The 21,697-nt window shown below is 54.5% G+C and carries 17 protein-coding genes; 11 read left to right on the forward strand and 6 right to left on the reverse strand.

What is annotated here, in order from left to right; translation table 11 throughout:
• Positions 1-116: 116 nt before the first annotated feature.
• From HL45_RS19140 to HL45_RS19150, 3 genes are all read left to right on the forward strand, one after another.
• Positions 117-1,457 (forward strand): acyl-CoA thioester hydrolase/BAAT C-terminal domain-containing protein, encoded by a 1,341-nt coding sequence (locus HL45_RS19140; protein WP_084157179.1) that lies wholly within the window; start codon positions 117-119, stop codon positions 1,455-1,457.
• A 186-nt stretch (positions 1,458-1,643) separates the two neighbouring features.
• On the forward strand, positions 1,644-2,510 hold the full coding sequence (locus HL45_RS19145; RefSeq protein WP_084157191.1) for an ABC transporter permease: 867 nt from the start codon (positions 1,644-1,646) through the stop codon (positions 2,508-2,510).
• The gene (locus HL45_RS19150; RefSeq protein ID WP_049972819.1) at positions 2,511-3,401 is read left to right on the forward strand and encodes an ABC transporter ATP-binding protein; all 891 of its coding nucleotides are present in this window, start codon (positions 2,511-2,513) and stop codon (positions 3,399-3,401) included.
• A 504-nt stretch (positions 3,402-3,905) separates the two neighbouring features.
• Here the strand turns inward: HL45_RS19150 and HL45_RS19155 are convergent.
• Positions 3,906-4,358, reverse strand: coding sequence for an SHOCT domain-containing protein (locus tag HL45_RS19155; protein WP_049972820.1), 453 nt, complete (start codon positions 4,356-4,358; stop codon positions 3,906-3,908).
• A 199-nt stretch (positions 4,359-4,557) separates the two neighbouring features.
• On the opposite strand from HL45_RS19155, the gene HL45_RS19160 reads away from it, so the two are divergent.
• Both HL45_RS19160 and HL45_RS19165 read left to right on the forward strand, forming a co-directional pair.
• Positions 4,558-5,553, forward strand: coding sequence for an ABC transporter ATP-binding protein (locus tag HL45_RS19160; protein WP_233274861.1), 996 nt, complete (start codon positions 4,558-4,560; stop codon positions 5,551-5,553).
• Entirely contained in the window at positions 5,540-6,361 is an 822-nt protein-coding gene (locus HL45_RS19165) for an ABC transporter permease (protein WP_049972822.1), read from the forward strand. Before HL45_RS19160 ends, HL45_RS19165 begins: the two co-directional genes overlap by 14 nt.
• A gap of 889 nt (positions 6,362-7,250) precedes the next feature.
• Here HL45_RS19165 and uvsE read toward each other — a convergent pair.
• Positions 7,251-8,159, reverse strand: coding sequence for a UV DNA damage repair endonuclease UvsE (uvsE, locus tag HL45_RS19170; RefSeq protein ID WP_049972823.1), 909 nt, complete (start codon positions 8,157-8,159; stop codon positions 7,251-7,253).
• A 382-nt stretch (positions 8,160-8,541) separates the two neighbouring features.
• Between uvsE and HL45_RS21015 the strand changes: the two genes are divergently transcribed.
• The gene (locus HL45_RS21015) at positions 8,542-8,688 is read left to right on the forward strand and encodes a hypothetical protein (protein ID WP_162472542.1); all 147 of its coding nucleotides are present in this window, start codon (positions 8,542-8,544) and stop codon (positions 8,686-8,688) included.
• Between the two features lie 789 nt (positions 8,689-9,477).
• On the opposite strand, the gene HL45_RS20175 is transcribed toward HL45_RS21015, so the two are convergent.
• A complete protein-coding gene (locus HL45_RS20175; RefSeq protein ID WP_084157180.1) occupies positions 9,478-9,714 on the reverse strand; it encodes a hypothetical protein in 237 nt (78 codons plus the stop codon).
• Positions 9,715-10,042: 328 nt separating this feature from the next.
• On the opposite strand from HL45_RS20175, the gene HL45_RS19185 reads away from it, so the two are divergent.
• The 3 genes from HL45_RS19185 (at position 10,043) to HL45_RS21740 (ending at position 11,621) form a co-directional block, all read left to right on the forward strand.
• Positions 10,043-10,462 (forward strand): hypothetical protein, encoded by a 420-nt coding sequence (locus HL45_RS19185; RefSeq protein WP_049972826.1) that lies wholly within the window; start codon positions 10,043-10,045, stop codon positions 10,460-10,462.
• A 165-nt stretch (positions 10,463-10,627) separates the two neighbouring features.
• Complete coding sequence (locus HL45_RS19190) at positions 10,628-11,338, forward strand: nucleotidyltransferase domain-containing protein (RefSeq protein WP_084157181.1); 711 nt, start codon at positions 10,628-10,630, stop codon at positions 11,336-11,338.
• Positions 11,331-11,621 (forward strand): hypothetical protein, encoded by a 291-nt coding sequence (locus HL45_RS21740; RefSeq protein ID WP_049972828.1) that lies wholly within the window; start codon positions 11,331-11,333, stop codon positions 11,619-11,621. The genes HL45_RS19190 and HL45_RS21740 overlap by 8 nt, the downstream gene beginning before the upstream one ends.
• Positions 11,622-12,118: 497 nt before the next feature.
• Here HL45_RS21740 and HL45_RS19205 read toward each other — a convergent pair whose 3' ends face one another.
• Entirely contained in the window at positions 12,119-13,360 is a 1,242-nt protein-coding gene (locus HL45_RS19205; RefSeq protein ID WP_049972830.1) for a Cdc6/Cdc18 family protein, read from the reverse strand.
• Between the two features lie 809 nt (positions 13,361-14,169).
• Here HL45_RS19205 and HL45_RS19210 point away from each other — a divergent pair.
• Complete coding sequence (locus HL45_RS19210) at positions 14,170-14,952, forward strand: ParA family protein (protein ID WP_049972831.1); 783 nt, start codon at positions 14,170-14,172, stop codon at positions 14,950-14,952.
• A complete protein-coding gene (locus HL45_RS19215) occupies positions 14,945-15,349 on the forward strand; it encodes a hypothetical protein (RefSeq protein ID WP_049972832.1) in 405 nt (134 codons plus the stop codon). Before HL45_RS19210 ends, HL45_RS19215 begins: the two co-directional genes overlap by 8 nt.
• A gap of 588 nt (positions 15,350-15,937) precedes the next feature.
• Here the strand turns inward: HL45_RS19215 and HL45_RS19225 are convergent.
• Both HL45_RS19225 and HL45_RS19230 read right to left on the reverse strand, forming a co-directional pair.
• On the reverse strand, positions 15,938-16,984 hold the full coding sequence (locus HL45_RS19225) for a cytochrome P450 (protein WP_084157183.1): 1,047 nt from the start codon (positions 16,982-16,984) through the stop codon (positions 15,938-15,940).
• A gap of 1,719 nt (positions 16,985-18,703) precedes the next feature.
• Positions 18,704-21,697 (reverse strand): FtsX-like permease family protein, encoded by a 2,994-nt coding sequence (locus HL45_RS19230; protein WP_049972835.1) that lies wholly within the window; start codon positions 21,695-21,697, stop codon positions 18,704-18,706.

Raw genomic sequence — 21,697 nt, forward strand, 5'->3', positions numbered from 1 at the left:
GTTATCTTATATATTCACCACCAGTATTTAAACCCGGCGCGAACGCTCCGATAAAAAACGTTCTCCCCCGTTCTGAACACGATACTTATATTTATCATCAGGAAGGAACAATTATTATGGTTGTTGAGGGAGGAAAGTCAGAGTCTCCTACAATTCAGGTGGAGCCGGAACAGCCGCTGTTCAGCCAGCCAGTCGAAATACTCGTTGCCGGTATCGAGCCGGGCGCAAACATCACTGTCGAGGCGCGAATGCCGCTCGAAGACGGCATTTGGGCGTCAAGGGCGACGTTCAAAGCGGACGACGAGGGACAGATAGACCTATCATCTCAGGCACCGATTAGCGGCACCTACGAGAGCGCAGATCCGATGGGACTGTTCTGGTCGATGTCGCTGGAGACGGCCAAAGACATGACCGAAGGTTCCGACGAAGACGTGACTTCGGTCGTCGCGCACTTGACCGCGATGGACGACGGCGAGGAAATCGCATCGACGGAGTTCGAGCGCCACTTCGCCGTCCCGGGTATCGAAACGACGGACGTGCGTGAGCAGGGACTCGTGGCGAAGTTTTACGAACCGCTGGGAGACGGCCCACACGAACCGGTGATACTGCTTGGCGGGTCCGAAGGTGGTCTCCCGAACTGGCAGACGGCGTCACTGTTGGCCTCCAACGGTTACGCGGTTCTCGCGCTGGCGTACTTCGGCACGGACGGTCTTCCGGACGCTCTTCAGCACGTGCGCCAGGAATATTTCGAAGCCGCGATAGACTGGCTGAGTGCTCGGAGCGACATTCAGAGCGCGCCCATCGGCATTGTCGGCTACTCTCGCGGGGCCGAACTGGCGCTGTTGCTCGGAGCGAACAACGTCGAAATCAGTACCGTCGTCGCGTTCGCACCGAGTCACGTTGTCTTCCAAGGTCTCCCGGAGGGTTGGGAAACGGCCGGGTCCGCGTGGAACACCGAAGGCTCACAAGTCCCGTACGTCTCCTACGACTTCACGATGTGGACGCTCCTCAGCGCTCTGAAATCGTGGGTCATTCGACGACCGCTCGCGTTCGGGTCGGTGTACCGACGCGGCCTCGAAAAAGCCGACGAAGAGACGGTCGAATCGGCCACGATTTCGGTCGAAGATATTGGAGGGCCGGTACTCCTCGTCAGCGGTCAAGACGACCGCATGTGGCCCGCCTCCGAGATGGCTGATGAGGTAGTCGAGCGACTTGACGAAAAGGGATACTCGCATCGATACGAACACCTTACCTACGAGAATGCCGGTCATGGCATCGGCGTTCCGTACCGACCGACGACTGACTCGACGACTAGCGGGCAGTTCATGCCCGGCCTCCCCTTCGCCTTGGGTGGGACGCCCGAGGGGACGGCGAACGCGGAAGCCGATACGTGGCCGTACGTACTCGAATTTTTAGATGAAGGGCTACGCGCGGCGACCGAAGCTAGTGCACCATAGCTGTCATCAGTGACCGGCGACTCTCTCCCTCTCGAACTTGCCGACTCGGGACACCCGGCGTTTTTCGAAGACGGCATCCACTTTGATACGACAACTTACTGGGAAAAGACTATATACCTATATTCTCACTGTCTATCATAAGAGAATTAGAATGTCATGGGTAACGAAAACGAATCGAAGGTACGAATGAATACACATTATAGTACGTCGTCCCACTCCTCGTGGCCGCGACAGGTGAAGAGTTTCTTCGTCCGAGCTATCAAGGAACTCTTTCGAAGTCGAGTTGCGCTCTTCTGGTCGATAGGCTGGCCCATCGGTTGGTACTTCCTGACGATGGCGTTGTTCATTGAAGTTCCCGAACAGGTGCCCGCAGACCAAGTGGAGACGGTATTGTCAAGTATAAAGGCGAGCAACGCCATCTCGTTCGGTATCTTTGGGGCGTTCACCGTCTCGCTCGTCACGTTCGCCAACAATTTCACCGACGACTTGGAAGCAAAGCGCTACCGAAAGCTCCGTTCGCTCCCGGTTTCCCCGTCGGCAGACCTGACCGGTCGTTTTCTCGCAGGGACGCTGCTCGGAGCGGTATCGTTCTGTTCCGTGTTAGTCGCGGGCTACCTGCACGGTGCGTCGTTCAACCCGCGTAGCTCGATGTCGATTCCGATCACGGCAGTGGCGCTCTTCCTATTCTGCATTATCGGGATGTCAATCGCCGTCCTACTCGCCGTCGTCGTCCAGAAAGGTGAGTACCTCACTGCCATCTCGAACACCGTGTTGATGATTCTTTACTTCATCACGGGATTCAACGGCGCGTCACCGCGCATGATTCCGGAGGGGAATCGCTGGATAGTCAACGTGCTCCCGAACTCGCTGGCGACTCGAATGCAGATGTACTACATGACTGACTTCTCCGTCGAAGGAACCGGACTGACACCGCCACCGGTACCGAACGGCATCGAACACTTCGCGCTCCTCACCGGATACGCGATTGTGTTGTGGCTCGGTTCCGTACTTGTTATGCGTCGCATGATGTACTACGGAGAGGGTGGTGAGTAGATGAGCGAAACGATAATCAAAGTGGACGATGTATCGAAGAGCTTCGACGAAGGCGGCATTCTAGACGGACTGAGCCTCGAAATCGAGGACGACGAACTGACCCTGCTGATGGGTCCGAACGGAGCCGGAAAGACTGTCCTACTCGCGTGTCTCGCTGGCGGCTTGAATCCGACTGACGGTAGTATCCGCGTGTTCGGCCAATCGCCCAAGGAAGCACGGTCGTACATGAGCTTCATGATTCAGGGCGGGCTTGCACTCCCGTATCTCAACGGCTACGAGAACATCTCGTTCTACGAGGGACTACACCCGAGCGCGACCGAAGATTGGCGCGAAATAGTGGACATGATGGACCTCACGGAGGACCTTGACCGTCCGGTTCGAGACTACTCCGGCGGGATGAAACAAAAGCTAGAGCTTTCCATCGCCCTCAGCACGGATGTTCCGCTGTACCTGCTCGACGAACCGACCTCCGAATTGGATATGACGACCATCGACCAGCTGCACTCGCTGCTACAAGACGAACTGGAGCGCGAGAAGGCCGTCGTCATGACGAGTCACACCCCGCGCGACGTGGACATCGCCGACCGAATCGTCTTCGTCAACCACGGTGGCGTGGTCGCCTCCGGAAAGCCAACCGAACTACGGGACAATGTCCCGTCAGTCGTCCGAATCGTTGGCGGGAGAGACAGTGACAACCAACAAATTTCGGAGTTCGTCCGAAACGGACGGCTGTTCGAGAGCGGACAGGATCGCCGAGGATTCCTGCGGGACGACGCCGACGTCGAGCAGGTGCGCTCGGCGATAGACACGCAGCGTGCGGAGGTGACGGTAGAACGAACCAGTCACGAGGACATGTTCAACTACTATACTCGGATTCACGCGGCCGAGTGAGCCTCTCGCCGTCGTCAACCGAACACTAAGAAAAAGCTAATAATCATTGCAAATATACGTCTCTCGCATCGGTGATTTACCTGCGGTACAGGACTACGAGTTGAAATGATTCGTGAAAACCATATTCTAGACAATATATATTACAATAATTATGTCAGAAGGATAAATTTATAAGTATACGTAATAATGTGTGAATGCAGTATGAAGCTAGATATCACGGACGAGTCCGAACGAGGTCGCAATGCCCCTGTTAGCGCCGGTGTAGCGGGAAGCTGTTCCTGTTCCCACACGTGTACGTGCTGCTGTACCTGTAGCTGTAACAGCGCATAATCATGTGAGTAGGCGGTACAGGCACACAACCAAGCGTTTCTCGCGGTGACCTAATCTGTCGTCACGGTGAGAGTGTCGTCTCTGCTTCGAACACGTCAGACCGATAGTCGTCCCTAATAATAGCCACGCCGAACCGTAGAAGTTCTCGCTGGCAACCCGCGAGAGATTCGAGGATTAGTTGCGGTTCCGCTGCCGAGCCTCTTCCGTCGAGTCGCGGCGGTTCGAGCGGTTGGAGCCCGACCCGGAGTCGTTCGGCCGACCGTCTGCGACGGTTTCCGTTTCCAGCAGTCGTTCGACCTGTTTTTCGAACTCCGCCTCCCCGATTTCGCCGCGCGCGTACCGTTCACGAAGAGTGTTGATCGCGTGGTCTTCGTCCGGACGAGTCGGGGAAGAACGGCTCTGCGTCTGCGTTCTGTGGTTCGAGTCGTACCACTGGGCGGCGGTTCGAGCAGCCGGGAGCACCGCCGAAAATCCGACAACGAAGACTATCCAGAACATCGAATAGCCGAGCAGCAACAGTCCGATTCCGAGGAAGACTATCAGCGTCGGCACCATCCGGTCAACGACAGACGTGAGCGACTGGGGTTCGCTGGAAGCAGTGTGTTCGTTCCAGTCTCTACTCATCATATAATGGATTATACACTCTTGAAAGTAAAGTTACTGCTGTCCCCATCGGTTGCCGAATGCGCATTCGAGTACCACTGATGTCATCTGACAGATATTAACGCAGACGTTCACATCGGAATTACAGATTCCTAACTTCAGAACAGTTAAAACATTAATGTCATATAACTATATGATAGACAATAGTATGGAGATAGCCGAGATGCCAGCGATACGCGTCGAGGGATTGCAAAAGACGTTCGGGGACGATGAGGCTGCCGTAACTGCTATCGACGATATCTCGTTCGAAATCGAGAGCGGAACTGTCGTCGGGATACTCGGCCCGAACGGGGCCGGAAAGACAACGACGATCAAGTCGATGCTCGGGCTGGTACTTCCCGACGCAGGAACCGTCGAAATCACGGGACAAGATGTTCACGAACGGCCGAGCCGCGCGTACAAAAACGTCGGTGCGATACTCGAAGGTGCACGGAACATCTACTGGAAACTCACGGTGCAGGAAAATCTCTCCTTTTTTGCGGGCATCGGCGGAGACGACCCAAGCGAATTATACGACCGACACGAAGCACTGCTGAAACAGTTCGACCTCGACGATTACGCTGACACCCCAGTTAACGACCTTTCCCGGGGGATGAAACAAAAAGCCTCTCTGGCATCGACACTAGCGCGTGACGTTGACGTTGTGTTCATGGACGAACCGACCCTCGGACTCGACATCGAAACGTCACTCGAACTCCGTGCCGAACTCAAGCGACTCGCCGACGAGGACGTAACCATCGTACTCTGTAGTCACGACATGGATGTCATCGAAACGGTCTGTGACAGCGTTTTAATACTCAACAACGGTTCCATCATCGAGTACGACGAGGTGAACGCGTTGCTGGACTTATTCCACACGCGCCAGTACGAAATTACTCTCGAACGTCCGGTTGGCAGTCACGTCCGACAGCAACTTGAACGGGTGATAGACGCGGACATCACGGAGGCGGGTGACCGACTCACCGTTGTGTTCACCGTCGTTGAGGGGGACGAAATATACGACGCGGTCAACATCCTTCAGGACAACGAACAGGACATTCGGGACATCACTTCTGTCGAACCGAACTTGGAGGACGTGTTCCTTCGACTCACCGAAACGGGCCCGAAATCGGATGGGTCAGGCGTCGCACAGGAGGTGAGCAACGTTGGCAACGACTGAGACGGGACAATCGACCGAATCTGCCGACGACGATAGCCCATCCCTGCTGGCACTGGTAAAAGTTGTCTTTTACAAACAGTACGTTCTCTTCGTTCGCTACCCTATCAACACGGCGAGCCTGCTTTTGACGCTCATCACGTTCTTCACGCTGATATTTTTCGGCGGAAGGGCCATTGCAGGCCCTTCGCTGAGCGACTCACTCAACGGAATCATCGTCGGTTTCTTTCTCTTCACGCTCTCGATTACGTCTTACTCGGGACTCGCGTGGAACGTTACGCACGAGGCTCAGTGGGGAACGTTAGAACGGTTGTTCATGTCACCGCACGGGTTTGGAACCATCATGGCCGTGAAATCGGTTGTTAACATCTGTTTCAGTTTCTTCTGGGGTGGTGTGTTACTGGTGTTCATGATGGCGACGACCGGTCGTTGGCTGACCATCGATCCGCTAACGATTGTTCCGTTGTTAGCGCTCACGCTGATGTCTGTCGTCGGTATCGGATTTTTCTTCGCAGGACTCGCACTGGTGTACAAGCGTATCGAAAATCTGTTTCAAATAGTACAATTCGCATTTGTCGGACTGATTGCTGCCCCCGCCGGAGAGGTTGAAGCACTGAAACTGCTCCCAGTCACTCATGGTAGTCATTTGACTCAAAGAGCAATGCAGGACAGTCTCCGACTCTGGGAATTTCAGCCCACTGAAATCGGCCTGCTTGTGGCCACTAGCGTCATCTATCTTGTAATCGGCTACTACAGTTTCTATCGGTCAGGAATCAAAGCGCGCAAGAATGGCTTGCTCGGTCACTACTAACTGTTTGACCGATTTTCCGTCAGCAATTCGTGCCCGTTTAGAAGACCCCCGAGCAAGCCAGTATCAACTTCGTGCCATGCTTGCATTCTTATATTGTCCTGCAACCGTCGAAGAGACGAGTCTAGCTAGTCCCTGGTACACGAACGATGACTTCAAAATCCACTATCGGAAGGTGCATCCGGATCATGCTTGGGAATGTCGATAGGATCGACATCCAAACTCTCACAACACTCGCGACCATTTTCCTCCGCCAACTATAGCCCCAACACCAGGTGACGATGCGTCTTGGCTCGCTGACCATCGTGACGTGTTACGGATCGTCCTTGACGAAGTCGAAGCGCGGACTGCCGAGTTGTGGACGGAGTAGAAATGTTTGACACGCCTACTTTTACTCCAGATAGCGTCAGTGGTACGTTTCTGTCTCTGTATCAAGTGTCCAGTTACATCGGCTGACAGATATTGAACGCCAATTAGTAAAATCAAAATTAGTAAAATCACGATTTAGATAATCACCAACACTATCTACCGCCCTCCTCGAAGTAGTTGTATGACTCGCTCACGCTTCGTCAACCGGGAGCAGGGACTCGACACGCTGCAGTCTCGGTTTTAGAGCGACACTGCCGAATTGCTCGTACTCTATGGCCGCCGCCGTCTCGGTAAGAGTGAAGGCGTGGCTTGCGGTCTCAATGCACTATTTTCTCGCCGGTAGTCGAGGACGAGGCTCTCTTCCTTTGAAAGAGTCGACACTTCACAGAGTACCTCGGTGATGCATCATTGTTCAATAGATATCGCACTGCCGGTGAGCTCGCAGTAGGTTTGCAGGCGCAACCCTTTATTCTTCTTGTTGATCAGTGACTGGATAGAACTCGGTCGTGTGAATAGAGTTTAATTACGCTGTCCGTGTGGCTTTTTGGTATCGGAGCACCGCCAATTCTTTTTGCTTTGCTTCGATCATAACGTCAGCACCTGTACCGAAAGTGCGAATTGGTCCGATAACGTAGTCACTATGGTTCTGTGGCCGAATCGATGGATCGGCCTCGTGGAGGCGTCGAGATTCACTATAGTGGATGATTGGCGTCGTCTCCCACGTGTCGGTTGCGCGAGTGAGCGCTTCACGGCGCGTCAATCCACGGCTCGTGAACTGATGGTGGAGATCGTCGTACGTAATCGGAATTTCTATACAGTCATAAACTGCGTCAACCAGCTCGGGAATACTCCACAGGGATTCGGTATCGTCGTTTTCAACGGTTAGTCGCTTTCGAACTGCCGGTGAGAGTTGCCTGAAGTGGTCACAGAATCGTTTGCTGGTTCTTTCTTTATCACCATAGTGAGCGCCAATATGGATGTTAATAGCGTTGTAGGGTGTTCGCGGCAGTCCCATCGTATCGAGAATAGTACCGTGATTCTCTAAATCTGTTATCGACCGTTTGACGACGGCGTCGTCGTCACTTGCTAGCTTCACGAAGTGATCTGGGTGGAACGTAAGACGGAGATCCTGCTCAAGAGCATGGTCGCCGACCTCTGCAAGGAGCGAACGAACTGTCGTGGCGTTGGGTAGTTCCCCGAGATCATATTGGCTAAACCATGGGAGAAGATCGGATGAAATTCGATAGTAGTAGATGTCATGATCAATATTCCATTCAATGATACGTTTGAGATCGCGGCAGTTCTGCTCGGCGAGTTCGCCAGCATATGTGAGACCACGCTCTTGGAAGGTCGTTTTCCGCATTCCACGGTTCGTTCGCACGCCTTTTTCTCGAAGTGTGATATTCATTGCCGCATAGCCATAGCGTGTCATTAGAGTGATTCAGTACCGGTACTACGTCATCCGCACTACTGGCTTCTTCGGTCAAATCCTTCGACAGCAAAGGTGAGTTATATCCGGTTTCCACTCGTTGCGGATCAAAACGAGTGAAAGAATCAGCGAGCATCTCGAGGACAAAAAACGCACCTAGCAAGATGATCGATTGGACTCTGTTACATCGGAGTGTCACCCGATCGGACACGGCAGACACTACGGTCGGATGGTAAAAGACACCACCGACAAGGAGAGCGTTACAACATTGTAACGCTCATATCGATTTTAGATGGCGCATGGCGGGTTGGTGGCCTGTAGCCTTTATACTGCCAGACCGCTTCCTAAACGACGATTGAACAGATGAAGACCCAATGTGCCCGGCGTGACCTATAAGGAATCTCGAACGCTGTCCGTGGATGACGCCATGGGTGTCGGTGGCCACCACATCGAGATCACGTTCGCACATCCCGACTTAGCCGGATGGATGCGAGCACACGAAGCGAACGCGGAACGAAACGGAGGGCGCTGATTATAGTGTTGTAATCACGGGGTTTGCAGAACCCCCATTCTGGCGGCACCGCCACACGAGATTCACACCGCATTGCCGGTGACACATGGTGGTAGTAATCGGTTGGTTACGGTGGAGTGCGCCTATTTCTGCGAAATGGAGGGGGTCGCTCTCTCGGTCCCCCTTTATACAACGGTATAATCGACTACTCCCGCTAGCGACAGGTGAGGACAGGGTGAATGAGATCGTGCCGACATGGTTCGAGCTGACGAGCCAGTAGTTGAGCGTCACCCACCAGCGACCTGTTAGGAAGGGCATGTTAGAGGGGCAAAGTTCAGCAAATAGTGTCGATTCGTTTCAGCCCATCAAAAGTGGACAGATTCAGTAAAATGAGCGAGCGTCTGTAACAGGCTATTCCGACGAGACGGCACTCAGGCGGTAGGAAACCTCATCCTTCGGCTTCGCCGTGAATCGCTCGCTGTAGTCCGATCATCAACGCGGTGAACGTAATCACAGCGCCCAGCATGAACACCGGATAGTAGAGCCACATACCACCCCCCGAAATGGATCCGACCTGAGGATTAGCCTTCATATAATTATACCAGTGAAACGACTCGAAAGCCCAAACCATCACAACGAGGCCGACAGCGACACCGAGTCCATATTTCGCAAGCGTCGATAGGTCTGTACTCATCAGAGGACAGAAACTATCTTATGATCTGTATTTTCTTGTTTGTATCACTGGAAGCTGGTGTAACTTCGTGCAGAATACGCGTCCTGAATTTAACGCTGGCACCGACGCGAGTCCAGCTATTCAGACCCATAATCGGTGAGTCGAAGCTTTCCCTCGACTTCGTACACATGACCCTTATTGTACAGCCGTTCGATGATATCTTCGGCAGTAGGTCGCTCGAGATCTTCTTTCTCAGCCAGAACAGCATAGGCTTGCTCGTAGGTGAGTTCATCACCGGGTGGGATCGTGCTCGCGAGTGCCTCAAGGGCGTCTTGCGCAAGTGGTGTGAGTGGCGATTCATCAGTAGAGACCATCTGTGTTCGGAGATTCGAGTACAGAACAGGTAAACCCTTGGACGGAGCGAGGGCTATCGACAGCTACTGTAGTACCATAAGGGAAATGAGCAAACAACGTGGACGGATGGGTTGGTCTGGGCACACGAGTCCACATCGCCTGCTAGGTTACGTTGACTGCATATGACGCTTCGTACGTGATGGATAAAGACTTCAGCCAACCAGAGCGGAAGTGAAACTGAAAACATGAGATGATTTGCGGCCCCAACGCTTCCTATCGACAACGCCGACCCGAGAGCGCATCCGCCAAGGCGAACGCTCTTGGGTTAGCATATAATACTAACCAACAATGCCTAACACAATCAAACGGTCTGGCGATGGGCTTGCTCTCCAAGTCACAAAGCCTGCCAGAACCGCTGGGCTCGTTGAAGAAACTGACAACGAGCCCGCCCGCCTAGCAGACATTCGCGTGTTTGCATTCGACGGTCTCCTCCTCGTCGTCGACATCGACCGCATCAGTAACGAGGATATCGTCGAGCTCGCCACGTCAGCCGCTTTAGACACCGTCTCAATTCATCGAGTCGCAAACGCCTCTCTCCAAATCGCAGGCAATGGGTATCAAGTCCAACTTCCGGGTGCTGCAGATGCTGGATTTCACGTCGGTGATCGAGCACCCTGCACACCAGCGCCAAATCTGCTCGTGATTGCAGCAGAAGGATCGGGACGTGTGGCGGCAGATATAGTGACGATTCGGAAAGAACAGGTCTGAAAGGGTTGCGTCGCAGGTTAATATTACATACTAACCCTAGTCCAACCGGTTCCCTTTTATCACCCTTCAATGCACTCTGATCCCACATTTCTCATACCGATTCTTGTATGATCAGCCGGGAGTATACGTATAAAGTTTTTATATTAGTGGCTACTTAGAGTACCTATGGAGAATGAGAGTGTCCATCAAGTGGGGCCAAGAGGAAGTGAAGAAACATCCGGAGCGACAATACAGGTACCTGTACCAGCCAGCAATCCCAATCTCTATCGGCACAAAGCAACGGATGAATTACTTCAATTGTTAGTAGACCGCCCTTTCGAGGAGTATACGATTCGAACGCTTGCGTCGATCGTAGACGTAACACATCGAACCGTCGGAAAAGCAGTCGATGTGCTCGCGTCGAATGACCTCGTCCACATCCAACACAAGGGGAACAAGAAACTTGTCAGTATCAATCGAGAGCGTGTGACGATTCCAGACAATCCGTTGCTCTGTATCCCACAGACAGAATTCCACGCACCGGTACGAACTGCCGTTGAGACACTCGCTAATGAACTCGATGATATGCTCGGCATTCTCGTCTACGGGAGTGTTGCACGGGGTGAAGCGGATCGACAAAGCGATATTGATCTCTGGGTGCTGGTTCGCGAACATCGCGGACGCAACCAACGACGTGCAGCTCAAATCGGTAAAGAACTCGCCTCACAGCAATTCAATGGAGAACGGTACGACTTTCACATTGTGGTTGAATCTCCTGCGTCTGTACCGGCACACACCGGAGACATCGCTGAAACGGTCGTCTCCGGGATCACGCTTTCTGAGACTGGAGAGTTCGAGAAATTCCAATCGATAATGGAGGATCTAGTCGATGAGTGACGATCCAAAGGTGGTTACAGATGTACTCGAAGAGGCGCATCGGTCTTTTGAGCGAGGTGGAACCCCCGAAGAAGGACTTGCCGAGCTCACTGAAGAGGAAGCACAACTCAAGAAGGCATGTCGTCTGATTGCTGCTGCACAGACGCTTCAAGATCAAAATGGGTATCATACAGCCGTCGTCGAACTCGCGTTTGGGGCGATCGAGCGGTCATTTGAATTTTACGCCATCGCGATGAGTGACGATGCGGTTCACGATTTTATGGATCACGAGTACGCGTATTAACGTGCCTTTGAACTGGGAGTGATCAGCGACGATTTGAAACAGGACTTCCAAGCACTGTACAACGAGAACCGAGCGGCGTCGTATTATTCCGGGCGGGCGGTTACCGCTGAGCAGGCAGATGCGATGCTCGAACTTGCGATAACGATACATACGTTCCTCCGGGATCATCCACGAGATCATTTCAACTGTCTCTGTGACCGATGACAGTCAATTACCAGTTAGTCCGGGGTAGAGCACTTGTACAGAAAGAGAGATGCCTTCTTGGAACGCATTGAATGCATTGACTTCTTAGGACGCATTGAACAACGGGAGCGATTGAAAGTCGATTTGATCCTTTAGTGGCTAAGGGGTATAGCACACGCTCAGAGGCTACAAAAGCATCTAGATAATACTAGCGAATGGAGGTCACAGAGGCGAAAGCGTTCAAAGAACGCATTGAACGAGTGGAAGGTAAAGAGAAAATGGAAAGGTGGTCAGACAAAAGGTGGGTCAGAAGGCTAATCGTCAACTGACGAAAGAAAGTTACTAATGAGAGAATCTTGTTCGAGAACGGATTTGACGATGTCGGGTTCTTCAAGGAGACGGTGCTTTGCGTGAACCCCTTGGCCACGCCCACGCCCTCGACGTTCTGATTGAATCACGTTCAGGAAATCATGCTCTTTCAAAATTTCTTGAGTACGGCGTTCAGAGAGCATATCGAGACCAGTACCACGCGCGATTTGCTGGTACCGGCGATAAATTTCCTTCGTGGAGAACTCATCAGCTTGCTTTGATTCGGTAAGATTGGTAAGCGCCAGCAGAATCGTCTTTGCTTGTGTCGGAGCACCAGCGATCAATTCGGCAAATCGGTCGGCTTCCGTCTTTTTCTTTGCTTGGCGAACGTGTTCATCGGTTACGGGCACAGTATCTGATTGAGTAGCGAGACGGCCAGCATTTCGAAGAATGTCGATTGCTTTGCGGGCATCACCGTGTTCCTGGGCTGCAAGAGCCGCGGTTAGTGGAATAACATCGCCTTCAAGGACATCCTCACGGAAGGCGTCACGGCGATTTTCGAGAATATCGACGAGCTGGGTCGCATCGTAGGCAGGAAAAACCAGTTCGTCGCGTGCAAAACTGGATTTGACGCGTTCACCGAGTTCGTCAGCGAAATTGATCTTGTTAGAAATACCGATGATGCCAATATTCGATTCGGAGATTTGCTGATTTTCACCTGCTCGCGAGAGCTTTCGGAGGACTTCGTCGTCCTCGAGGAGGTCGATTTCATCGAGAATGAGAATCGCGACGTCACAGCATGTATCGAGAACATCCCAGAGCCGACGATAATAATCACCGGTTGCAAGCCCCCGCTCAGGAATCGTAATATTGCTCTGTGCTGGATCATTGATCTCACGTCCAATCGTTTTGACGACGCCTGCCTCGGTGTTCTGCTCGCCACAATCGACGTATGCAGCCTTCACCGTGATATCGTCTCGCTGAGCTTCGTCAATGACGCGCTCGGTCACACTTCGCGAAATCAAACTCTTTCCCGTTCCAGTTTCCCCGAAGATGAGAAGATGAGTAGGTTCACGGCCGAAAATAGCAGGGTTGAGCGCTTCTGCAACCTGTTTCATATGCTCATCTCGACCAACGATACGGTCTGACCCGGGTATGTGCTTGATTTTCAAAAGCTCTTCCCGAGCGAAAATAGGATCGTCATACCGGAAGAGTGGGTCACGATCATCTGACTCATCGGATGTCATACGATTGGCTACTACATATCTCTCATTCGTAATAAAGGGCAGGGAAGTCGCGGATGTAAGTCGGTGAAAATTGCCTCTCAAAGCGGTCGAAATCGTTGTTTATATTATTCCGATGAATCGGGTGGTGTCGCGGATGAAGCAGCGGGAGACAACTGGAAGTTTCAGCGTCGGACACCCCTTTCGCGAATGTAATGATGGGAAAACCGGCGATAGAAGGCTCAGACCCATTGGCGGAAAAGAACTTGAGTCAACAAAACAAGCTGAAGCACACACACCACCATCGCGGATGTAACGGATTTAGCAATAGGGGAGGAGGAAGTCTCTACTCACGAAATCAGACAAATAAGAAGAACGGAGAGTGGTCGAAAAAGAGGACCACTCTTCTAAACTGTTGAAATTAACTTAGTGGACTTTACGTCTATAAGCTATAAATGTGTTTCGGGAATGATTCAGAAAACGTATGAAAATTCGGCGAACAGCCGAGGTTGATCAACACTTACATTCGCGGTGGTGGTGTGTCTCCTGTCGATTTGAACAAACAACACACTCTTTTTCCCGTTACATCCGCGACCAAGGTGTGTCTGTACTGGTTCTGGCACTCGTGATCGAGATCCTCTACAGAAAACGCAGCGAGAATGCCTCGGGGTCAAGCCTCTAGGATAAATCGCGTAAGCTTGATTTAGACATGCTCCGTGCGGCTGAGTACCTAGAAGTTGATTTTGACACATTGTATCTGTCGGTCGATACTCCAAATCAATTCGTCTGACATAGATTTATTTTCTATGCGTTCATGGAACGACTTGCGTTCCATGAGCGAAATACAAACCATTGGGATTACAAACCAGAAAGGTGGTGTGGCGAAGTCGACGAACACGATCAATCTCGCGGGTGCGTTAGCATACCGAGGTAACCGAGTGCTTGCGGCAGATCTTGACCCGCAAGGGTATCTCACGAACAAACTCAACTTACGAGACGCATACAAAGCTGATCCTCCCTCGTTGTTCGATGCGATGAAAGAACCGACTGAGCATGACGTCAATGACCTCACTGTCGAGCATGCTGAGTTCGACGTCCTTCCTGGGAACATCGATATGTTCCGCTTAGAGCAGGATCTTATTGCGTCAGGATGGCGACCCCGGGAACGACTTCAGATGCTTTTCGACGATTTGGAGGGTTATGATTTCGTTCTTGTCGATGCTCCCCCAAGTCTCGGCCCAATTAACGACAACGTCCTCCTTGCCTGTGGTGATATCATCGTGCCAGTCGAAGCTGAAGATACATCGATTCTTGCGCTTGACCACCTCCTTACACAGATTGAGACACTAGAGAAACGATACGAAGTCACCGTATCCGAGCGTGGGGTCATTATATCAAACGTCAACTATCCGCTTGACAACGAACAACGAGAAATGATTCAGTGGTTTGAGGATACCTTTGACAATCGCTGTCCGGTATACGAAGTTCGACATCGAGCTGCAATCAAACGCGCGATGAATGCTGGCGGTTCCATTTTCGGGCCAGATGTCGATGAATGTGACATGATTGGGGTCTATGATCGAATTGCGGCAGACCTGGAGGATAACCATGAGTGACCACCGTGACGACGCAACTAACCGGATTGCCGCACGTTTCGATGGGGAAGGGACAGAGAAGAACAACAAGAACGCAAAGAATGCAAAGACTAGTGGGAACGCACAGTCTGCTCAATCCGATGGGAAGGCAGATTCTTCTGGGAACGAAAAGAATGGTGGGAAAGCAAAGAACGTAAAGAAGGATTGGAACGCACGGAGTGTCTATCTATCTGATGACCTTGATCGGAAGGTATCGACTGGATACAAGCGTCTTGATTTGGAACTCGAGATGGAGTTTGGGGAGACGGTCAAGAAAACTCGCCATTTCTACCCACTGGTATTCGAACTTGGATTGGAACGCATGGAAGAATTGGAACTACAGGAACTCATGGAACGCATTGAACGAATGGAACTCTAACCACGGGTGGAATCGCGTTCGTTGAACGACAATTTGCTTTGGAGAGAAACCGATTAGGCAGTATAAAGCTCCTCCAGTTGGCTCAAAACGGTATTAATCCATCTGTCCAACTCCTGCTGTAGCCACTCCATGGTTTCTGCGAGTGGTTGAGCGACGTGTAAGTATTTGACGCCACCACTAGTGATAGTGCGTGGATACCGAGTGACTAAGTCCTGTTCGTATAGCGGTTGCAGTTGCTTCCCAATTGTACTCTGATCACGGTCGAGAATCTCCGCGATTTCAGCAATCGTGCTGTGTGGATAATCGAGAACGGTGAGGTGTGGATAATCGAGAACGGTGAGGTATACACGGAATGCTGCTTTATGCACTCCACAGAGCGTGGCCATCGTCTCCGTGAGTTCCAACTCAGATTCTTCATCCAGTAGCTGTTCGAATCTCGCTACGCGTTCATCTGAGAGTATTGTCCCTCTGCCAACTCATTATCTTCTATCTTCATATGTGAGAGGACTAGTGATCGTTAATAGGTCTTTCTCACACACTCACCCATCCACCCACCAAATCTACCGGCAGGGGAGCCGATGAATATGCTTACCGTGGCCGAAGTTGCATCGGGAGTTCATTTTGTGTCTTCATCGTCATTTCTGGTTCGATCGAAACCTCCTCCTCTTCACCCATCCATTCAAGCGTCCAGTGTTGACCAATCGTCGCTAGCACAAGCGTTGCTTCCAAAGTCGCAATTTCTCGCCCGATACACGTCCGACGTCTCCCACCAAACGGAATAAATGCATAATCTGGGAGTTCGTCCTCAAATTCTCCTGTCCACCGACCTGGACGGAATGACGACGGATCGTCGTAGAATCGCTCATCACGATGTATCGCCAGAAGTGGAAGGTGGACTTGTGTATCAGCTGGAACCTGATATCCATCGACGTTCACGTCTCGCGTTGTTTGGCGAGGGATTGTGTGTACCGGCGGGTACATGCGAAGTGTCTCGGTCACAATCTGCCGTGTCAGTTCTAAGTCAGTGATGTCCGCATGCGTCGGTGGCTCACCGTCTAGTACCGCATCGAGTTCTTCATGAAACGCCTGTTGGATCTCGGGATTTTGGGCCAATGCGTACCAAGCAAACCCAAGAGCGGCCGCAGTCGTTTCATAGCCTGCAAAGAGCATCGTGAGTAGCTGTCCTTCGACTTCCTCGGTACTCAGATGATCTTGACCGCTCGCTTCACGTGCCTCTGCAAGTTTTGATAAGAGTGTTTCTTGATGAAGGCTGTCTGGCTTTGACTTCTCACCATGTTCGGTAAGCAGTCTGCGAATTTCCGATCGAAGTTGTTCCTTTGACTCGGAAAAGTGGCGGCGTGATGGCGTCGGGACCCAATTTGGTAGCAACCAGGACGTTGGTGCGAACCAGCTATTGAGACCATCCGATGCGGCTCGAAGTTCATTACCCTCTCCTGGTGCTAGCTCGCGGCCGAAGAGTGTCGCAAAGAGAATTTCGAGGGTGAGATTTTGCATCTCTGATTCGATATCGCATGTTTCGCCTGGTGACCACGTCTCGAGACGACGCTGTGTTGCCTCAACCATGTAGTCTCCGTAGCCAGCAACCTGTTTTCGATGAAACAGTGGTTGGAGAATGTTCCGCTGTCGGCGCCATTGATCGCCCTCGACGGTTTATTTGTTATTTGCGTGGATCCCTGTTCTGTCGTAGGGATGTCTCCCTGCTCAACTGGACAGTTATTCGACCCACGTGGCATCGTAACAACTAGCGGGTCGCGTCCACTGGCGGAGTAGACCACGTCTCTATGCGCAGTCCAGCGGTCATATCGGTCGGTCGTCACCGAAACTGGTGACGAGGGAAACATCTGTGCTCCGACCGTCGTCCACGACCGCTGTGCGACGATCGCGCAGTTCGGTGCCGACCCACCCTGCTGTAACCACTGATACAGTGGCGTGTATCGCGCACTCGTTCGATTCGGATAGTACCTCGACGACATGATGACGATATGGCCGTCGCCGAGCCAACTGTCGTCGATGTGATTCGATGCGAACGACCCTGTGGAGAGCTCCGAGGGCGTCACCGTGGGCTGTGCGGATGTCGCGTGTAATCCTGCGAACGCGAACGGCGCGCTGACGACCACGCAGAGGATGACGAGTGGAACGACCGACCGCCGTACCACCGACTGCGACGACCGATATCGATAACCGATGTCCACTGCCGCGATGGCAGCGAGGACGCCCAGTGCGAAGTGTCCAAATATCTGCCCCCGAACGGCGAGAGCTTCGTATTCGTGAGTCAGGTTGCCGGTCATTGAGAAGCCAATCAGGGCAAGCGGCCCGGAGAGAAGTCCGACGATCACGACCGAGAGGCCGTGGTCGCGTGAGAGTTTCGGAAGTCCCCACGCCGCAACGAGACCGACGAGCGCCACCGGAAGCAGGAATGCCAACTGGAGGAGCGCCGTCGAGGCCGTTCCGGGGAATATCGGGTAGAAGTGGTTGGCAACCAGCAGTCCGACGACGCCGCCGACGACGCAGACCGGAATGAGTCGCTGGACGACACTGCCAGCGGATGGGAGCCAGAGTGCGAGAGTGGCGAGAAGTATCACCCATGCCAGAAAGAGGCCGGGGAGCGCTGTGATGTAACTCGCTTCGGCGAGTCCGGCCGTCTGGTAGTAGTACAGCATAAATCCCCAGAAGAAGAGGAGAACCGTCGAGCCGAAGACGACGCGTCGCCGCGTCGCCGCGGTTCCGAGCGACCGGACGAAGATGGCGAACAAAACGAGCGCGGCGACCATTGAACCGAGATTGTGCGTGAGTGGAAGCGCGACGACGAACGCGACCGTGAGCGCCATCCACGCCGGACGCTCGGTTCGGAGCGCGCGATAGAACGAGAGCGCCAACAGCACGACGAACGCGTGGCCGAGCATTTCACTGCTGACGGCAGCCGACCGACCGAGGTAGACGCCCTCGACGGCGAGTATCAGTCCAGCGAGGACGGCTGCAACTCGAGTGTGCGACCGCCTCCATCCGAGTTGGTCACAGATGTGGTACACAAATACCATTGCGGCGAGTGCCGGGACGGTTCCGACGATGGCGACGAGAAACTGTGCGATTGCGAGCGGTTCGACGCCGGTCACTTGGCTGACCGCGGTAAGATACGCGGTGAAGACGTATTCGTCAGGGTTGAGATGTGGGCCGGTTGCGGCGAAGTCGCCGGTCGCGCTCGTCATCCGGGCGAGCGCGGTGAAGTGGAACCCATCGACGTTGTACGGCAGTGGCGTCCAGTGGAGGGGCAGGAGTCGCATCGCCACACTCACGAGGCAGACGGCCAGCACTGCGAGGGCGGTTTCACGGCGATTACTCATCCGGACCACCCCGCGACTCTTCTGGACGGCGCGTCTGTGGCGGCCGGTCGGAGAGGAGCGAATCGGGCGATGCCCTAATGAGCGCACCGGTGACGAGTGCCGCGCTGAGGCACATCACGCCCACCCCTGCCGCGACGACACCAATGGCCACGCGAGGGGTGACCGACGGCGTGATTCGAACGCCGTACAGGATGAGCAGTCCCGCCTCTGCTAAAAGTGAAACCGCGACCATGGCCACTGCGAACGCGATGACGGTTGCGACGACCCCGACGATCAGTGCGTCGGTGAGGACGTGCGCAACGATTTTGACCGGGGACGCGCCCGTCGCGCGGTAGACGCCGACGACGCGGCGACGAGAGTGGATGGTGTACGCGATCGTCGCCGTGGTGCTTCCGACCGTCATTAGTCCCGCCAGACAGACGAACACGCCGACGAGGAGGTCGAGATCACCGAACGCGGTCGATATGGCGCGACTGATGCCGGTACTGCCGGTTTCGCCGCTGGTGGCGAGTGCGCTGACGATTCGGTCGTCACCGACGACGCGATAGGTCGTCTCATCGAAGGTTCGTCCGTTGACCGTCGCGCGGACAGGGTGCGAACCGGGTGCGGCCGGGTTGAGTTCGGTACTGACCGTCGTTTGCTGCCCCGGTGCCAACTGAACCCGGTGGCTGTACTCGTCGGTGCCAGTAATTGTGACCGTCCGCGACAGCGTCTCGTTCCACGGATTTGTGACTTCAAGTAGCGCCGTCGGCCGCCCGAGGAGCGTTGCTCGGCGCGGCTGAACCCGGAGTTGACCGACGACCGACCGAGTCGCGGACGGGGAGACGCGAACCGTCTCCATCGCTGTCCCGTTTCCGGCCGTGGCGCGAATTGTCGCGTTCCCCGATTCGCCGAGTTGGACTCTCGCGGTTCCGTTCGCCTCCGTCGTCGTCTCGTTGTCGCCGACTGAGACAGTTGCGTTTCGCACCGGGTTTCCGGAAACGTCCGTAACGCGGACGAGGGGCGCACTGTTCGGAGGTGTGCGCTCGGGAATGCCGTGGAGTTCTACAGTGTCGTGCGGGACGATGCGCACGGTTCGCGTCCGGTTAGCGACGACGACCTGCTGGCGTCCGAGTCGCGTCGCTCGAAGCCGGACGACCACCGTGCGACGTTCGCCCCCGTCGAGTGAAACCGACCGTGTACGTCGACGGTCGCCAACCTGCACCGATACGCGACGATTCGTCTGCTCCGAGCCGAGATTCTGTAGCTGGACACGAACCGGAATCGCCGCCCCATTGGAAACGTGCGCTGGCACGGAAACCCCGACGATGGCACTGCTCTTCCCGGTTGCCTCGATGCGAGAGTCCGTCCGTACCATTTGAACCATGCCCGAATCGACGCGCGCCAGATGGCGTGCCGTCGGGAGAGAGACGAGCAGTTGGTCGTCGAACGGTCCCGGTGCGGCGTACGTACCGACTATCGTTACACGGTCGAAGCCGGCCTTCGTGCTTCCGCCGAGCGTCACGGAGTCGTTCAGCGAGAGGTCGTGTGTTTGTGTAAGGTCGGCTCCGGCAACAGCTTCGTTGGGACCGTTCGGCCGCCGACCGTTGACGAGTCTCGTGTCCGATACGCGAGAGAACGACGCGAAGCGTACGCCTCGAATCACCATCGGTTCCCCGTCATGGACGCCGAAGGCGAGGATTTCTGGACTTGCCGTCATCCCACGGTCTTCGAGCGTGTCCGCGTACCCCGTCGGGACGCGGCTAGCGATTAGGTGGTTCGCATTCGAATCTGTAATCGTCGTCCCGCTGGTTTGAACAAGTGGCGAAACGACGCCCGTAATCGACGCGATGAGGACGACGACGGTTACGAACGCCGCGAGCGGTACGACGCTCGGAACGAGAGTTCGCCAGTCGAGCAGAGTCAATCGATGCACTCTGCCGAGAACGTCGCCGACGGCGGAACCCCAGCGTGAAGACTTCTGTCGCGGTGCATCCGATGTCGGCGAGCGGCGCGTAACGTGCCACGCGGCCAAGACGCCCGCGGCCGAGCCAATCGCAACGATGACGGCGTACAGCGGCAGGAGAATCGTCGCGGCGCGCTCGGTCACGCGAATCGTTAGTGAGGTCGGAACGCCCAGATAGATGGCTGTATTAACGACGACGTTCGTCAAGACGACGCCGACGGCGTATCCGAGCGCGGTTCCGACGGCTGTGAGAGCGCCTGCCCGAATTCCATATAGACGTAGCAACGTTCCGGGGACACCGCCGGTCGCGCGAACGACGCAAATCGTTCGTCGTCTGTCGCGGGTGTGCATTCGCGTGACGCCGTACACCGTGATGCCGACGAGGACGCTGGTTCCGACCGCCGTCATCCCCAAGACCGTGATGACTTGCTGAATTCCGGTGAGGAAGAACGGAAGCGCCGACCGGAGCGGCGTCCTACCGTCGGCGGTCGGTTCCACTGCGTGCGGCGTTGTATCGATGACGAAGACGCCGGTATGGCCAAGTCGGTTCACGACCGACTCGTCAGCGACGTACCAGTACGGCGGCAGGATACTGTCCGATTCACCACGCGGACTGACGCGAACCGTTTGAGACGCGTTTTCACCGTCGAGGTTCCGTGTCATCGCCGACCCGACCTCGCCGTTAGTCAAGTCGGAATCGGGCGGGCACGGAACCGAGTAGTCGGTCTTTTCACGGAACTCGCGGGCTTGCTCGCACGGGACGCCAGCGACCACTGCCGACGTTCCGTTCGGCTCCGTCACTGACGCCACGGGGACGACGAGCGCGTCGTCGTCCGCGGCGGCGCGGCCCTCGGCCATCGTCTCGTAGTAGGTGGCTTGCCCGCCAGCGTCGTACTCCTCGGCGAGCGTTGTCGTCTGGGTACCCGCGGCCAGCACGACCAGCGTCGCGCCGGTGAGGAACGCGACGGTCACGACGACGACGAAGATCGCAAGCGCATCGCGCCTTGACCACCGCGTCAGCAGTAGACGTTGGTATCCCAC

It is taken from the genome of Haladaptatus cibarius D43 (assembly GCF_000710615.1).
GTDB lineage: Archaea > Halobacteriota > Halobacteria > Halobacteriales > Haladaptataceae > Haladaptatus > Haladaptatus cibarius.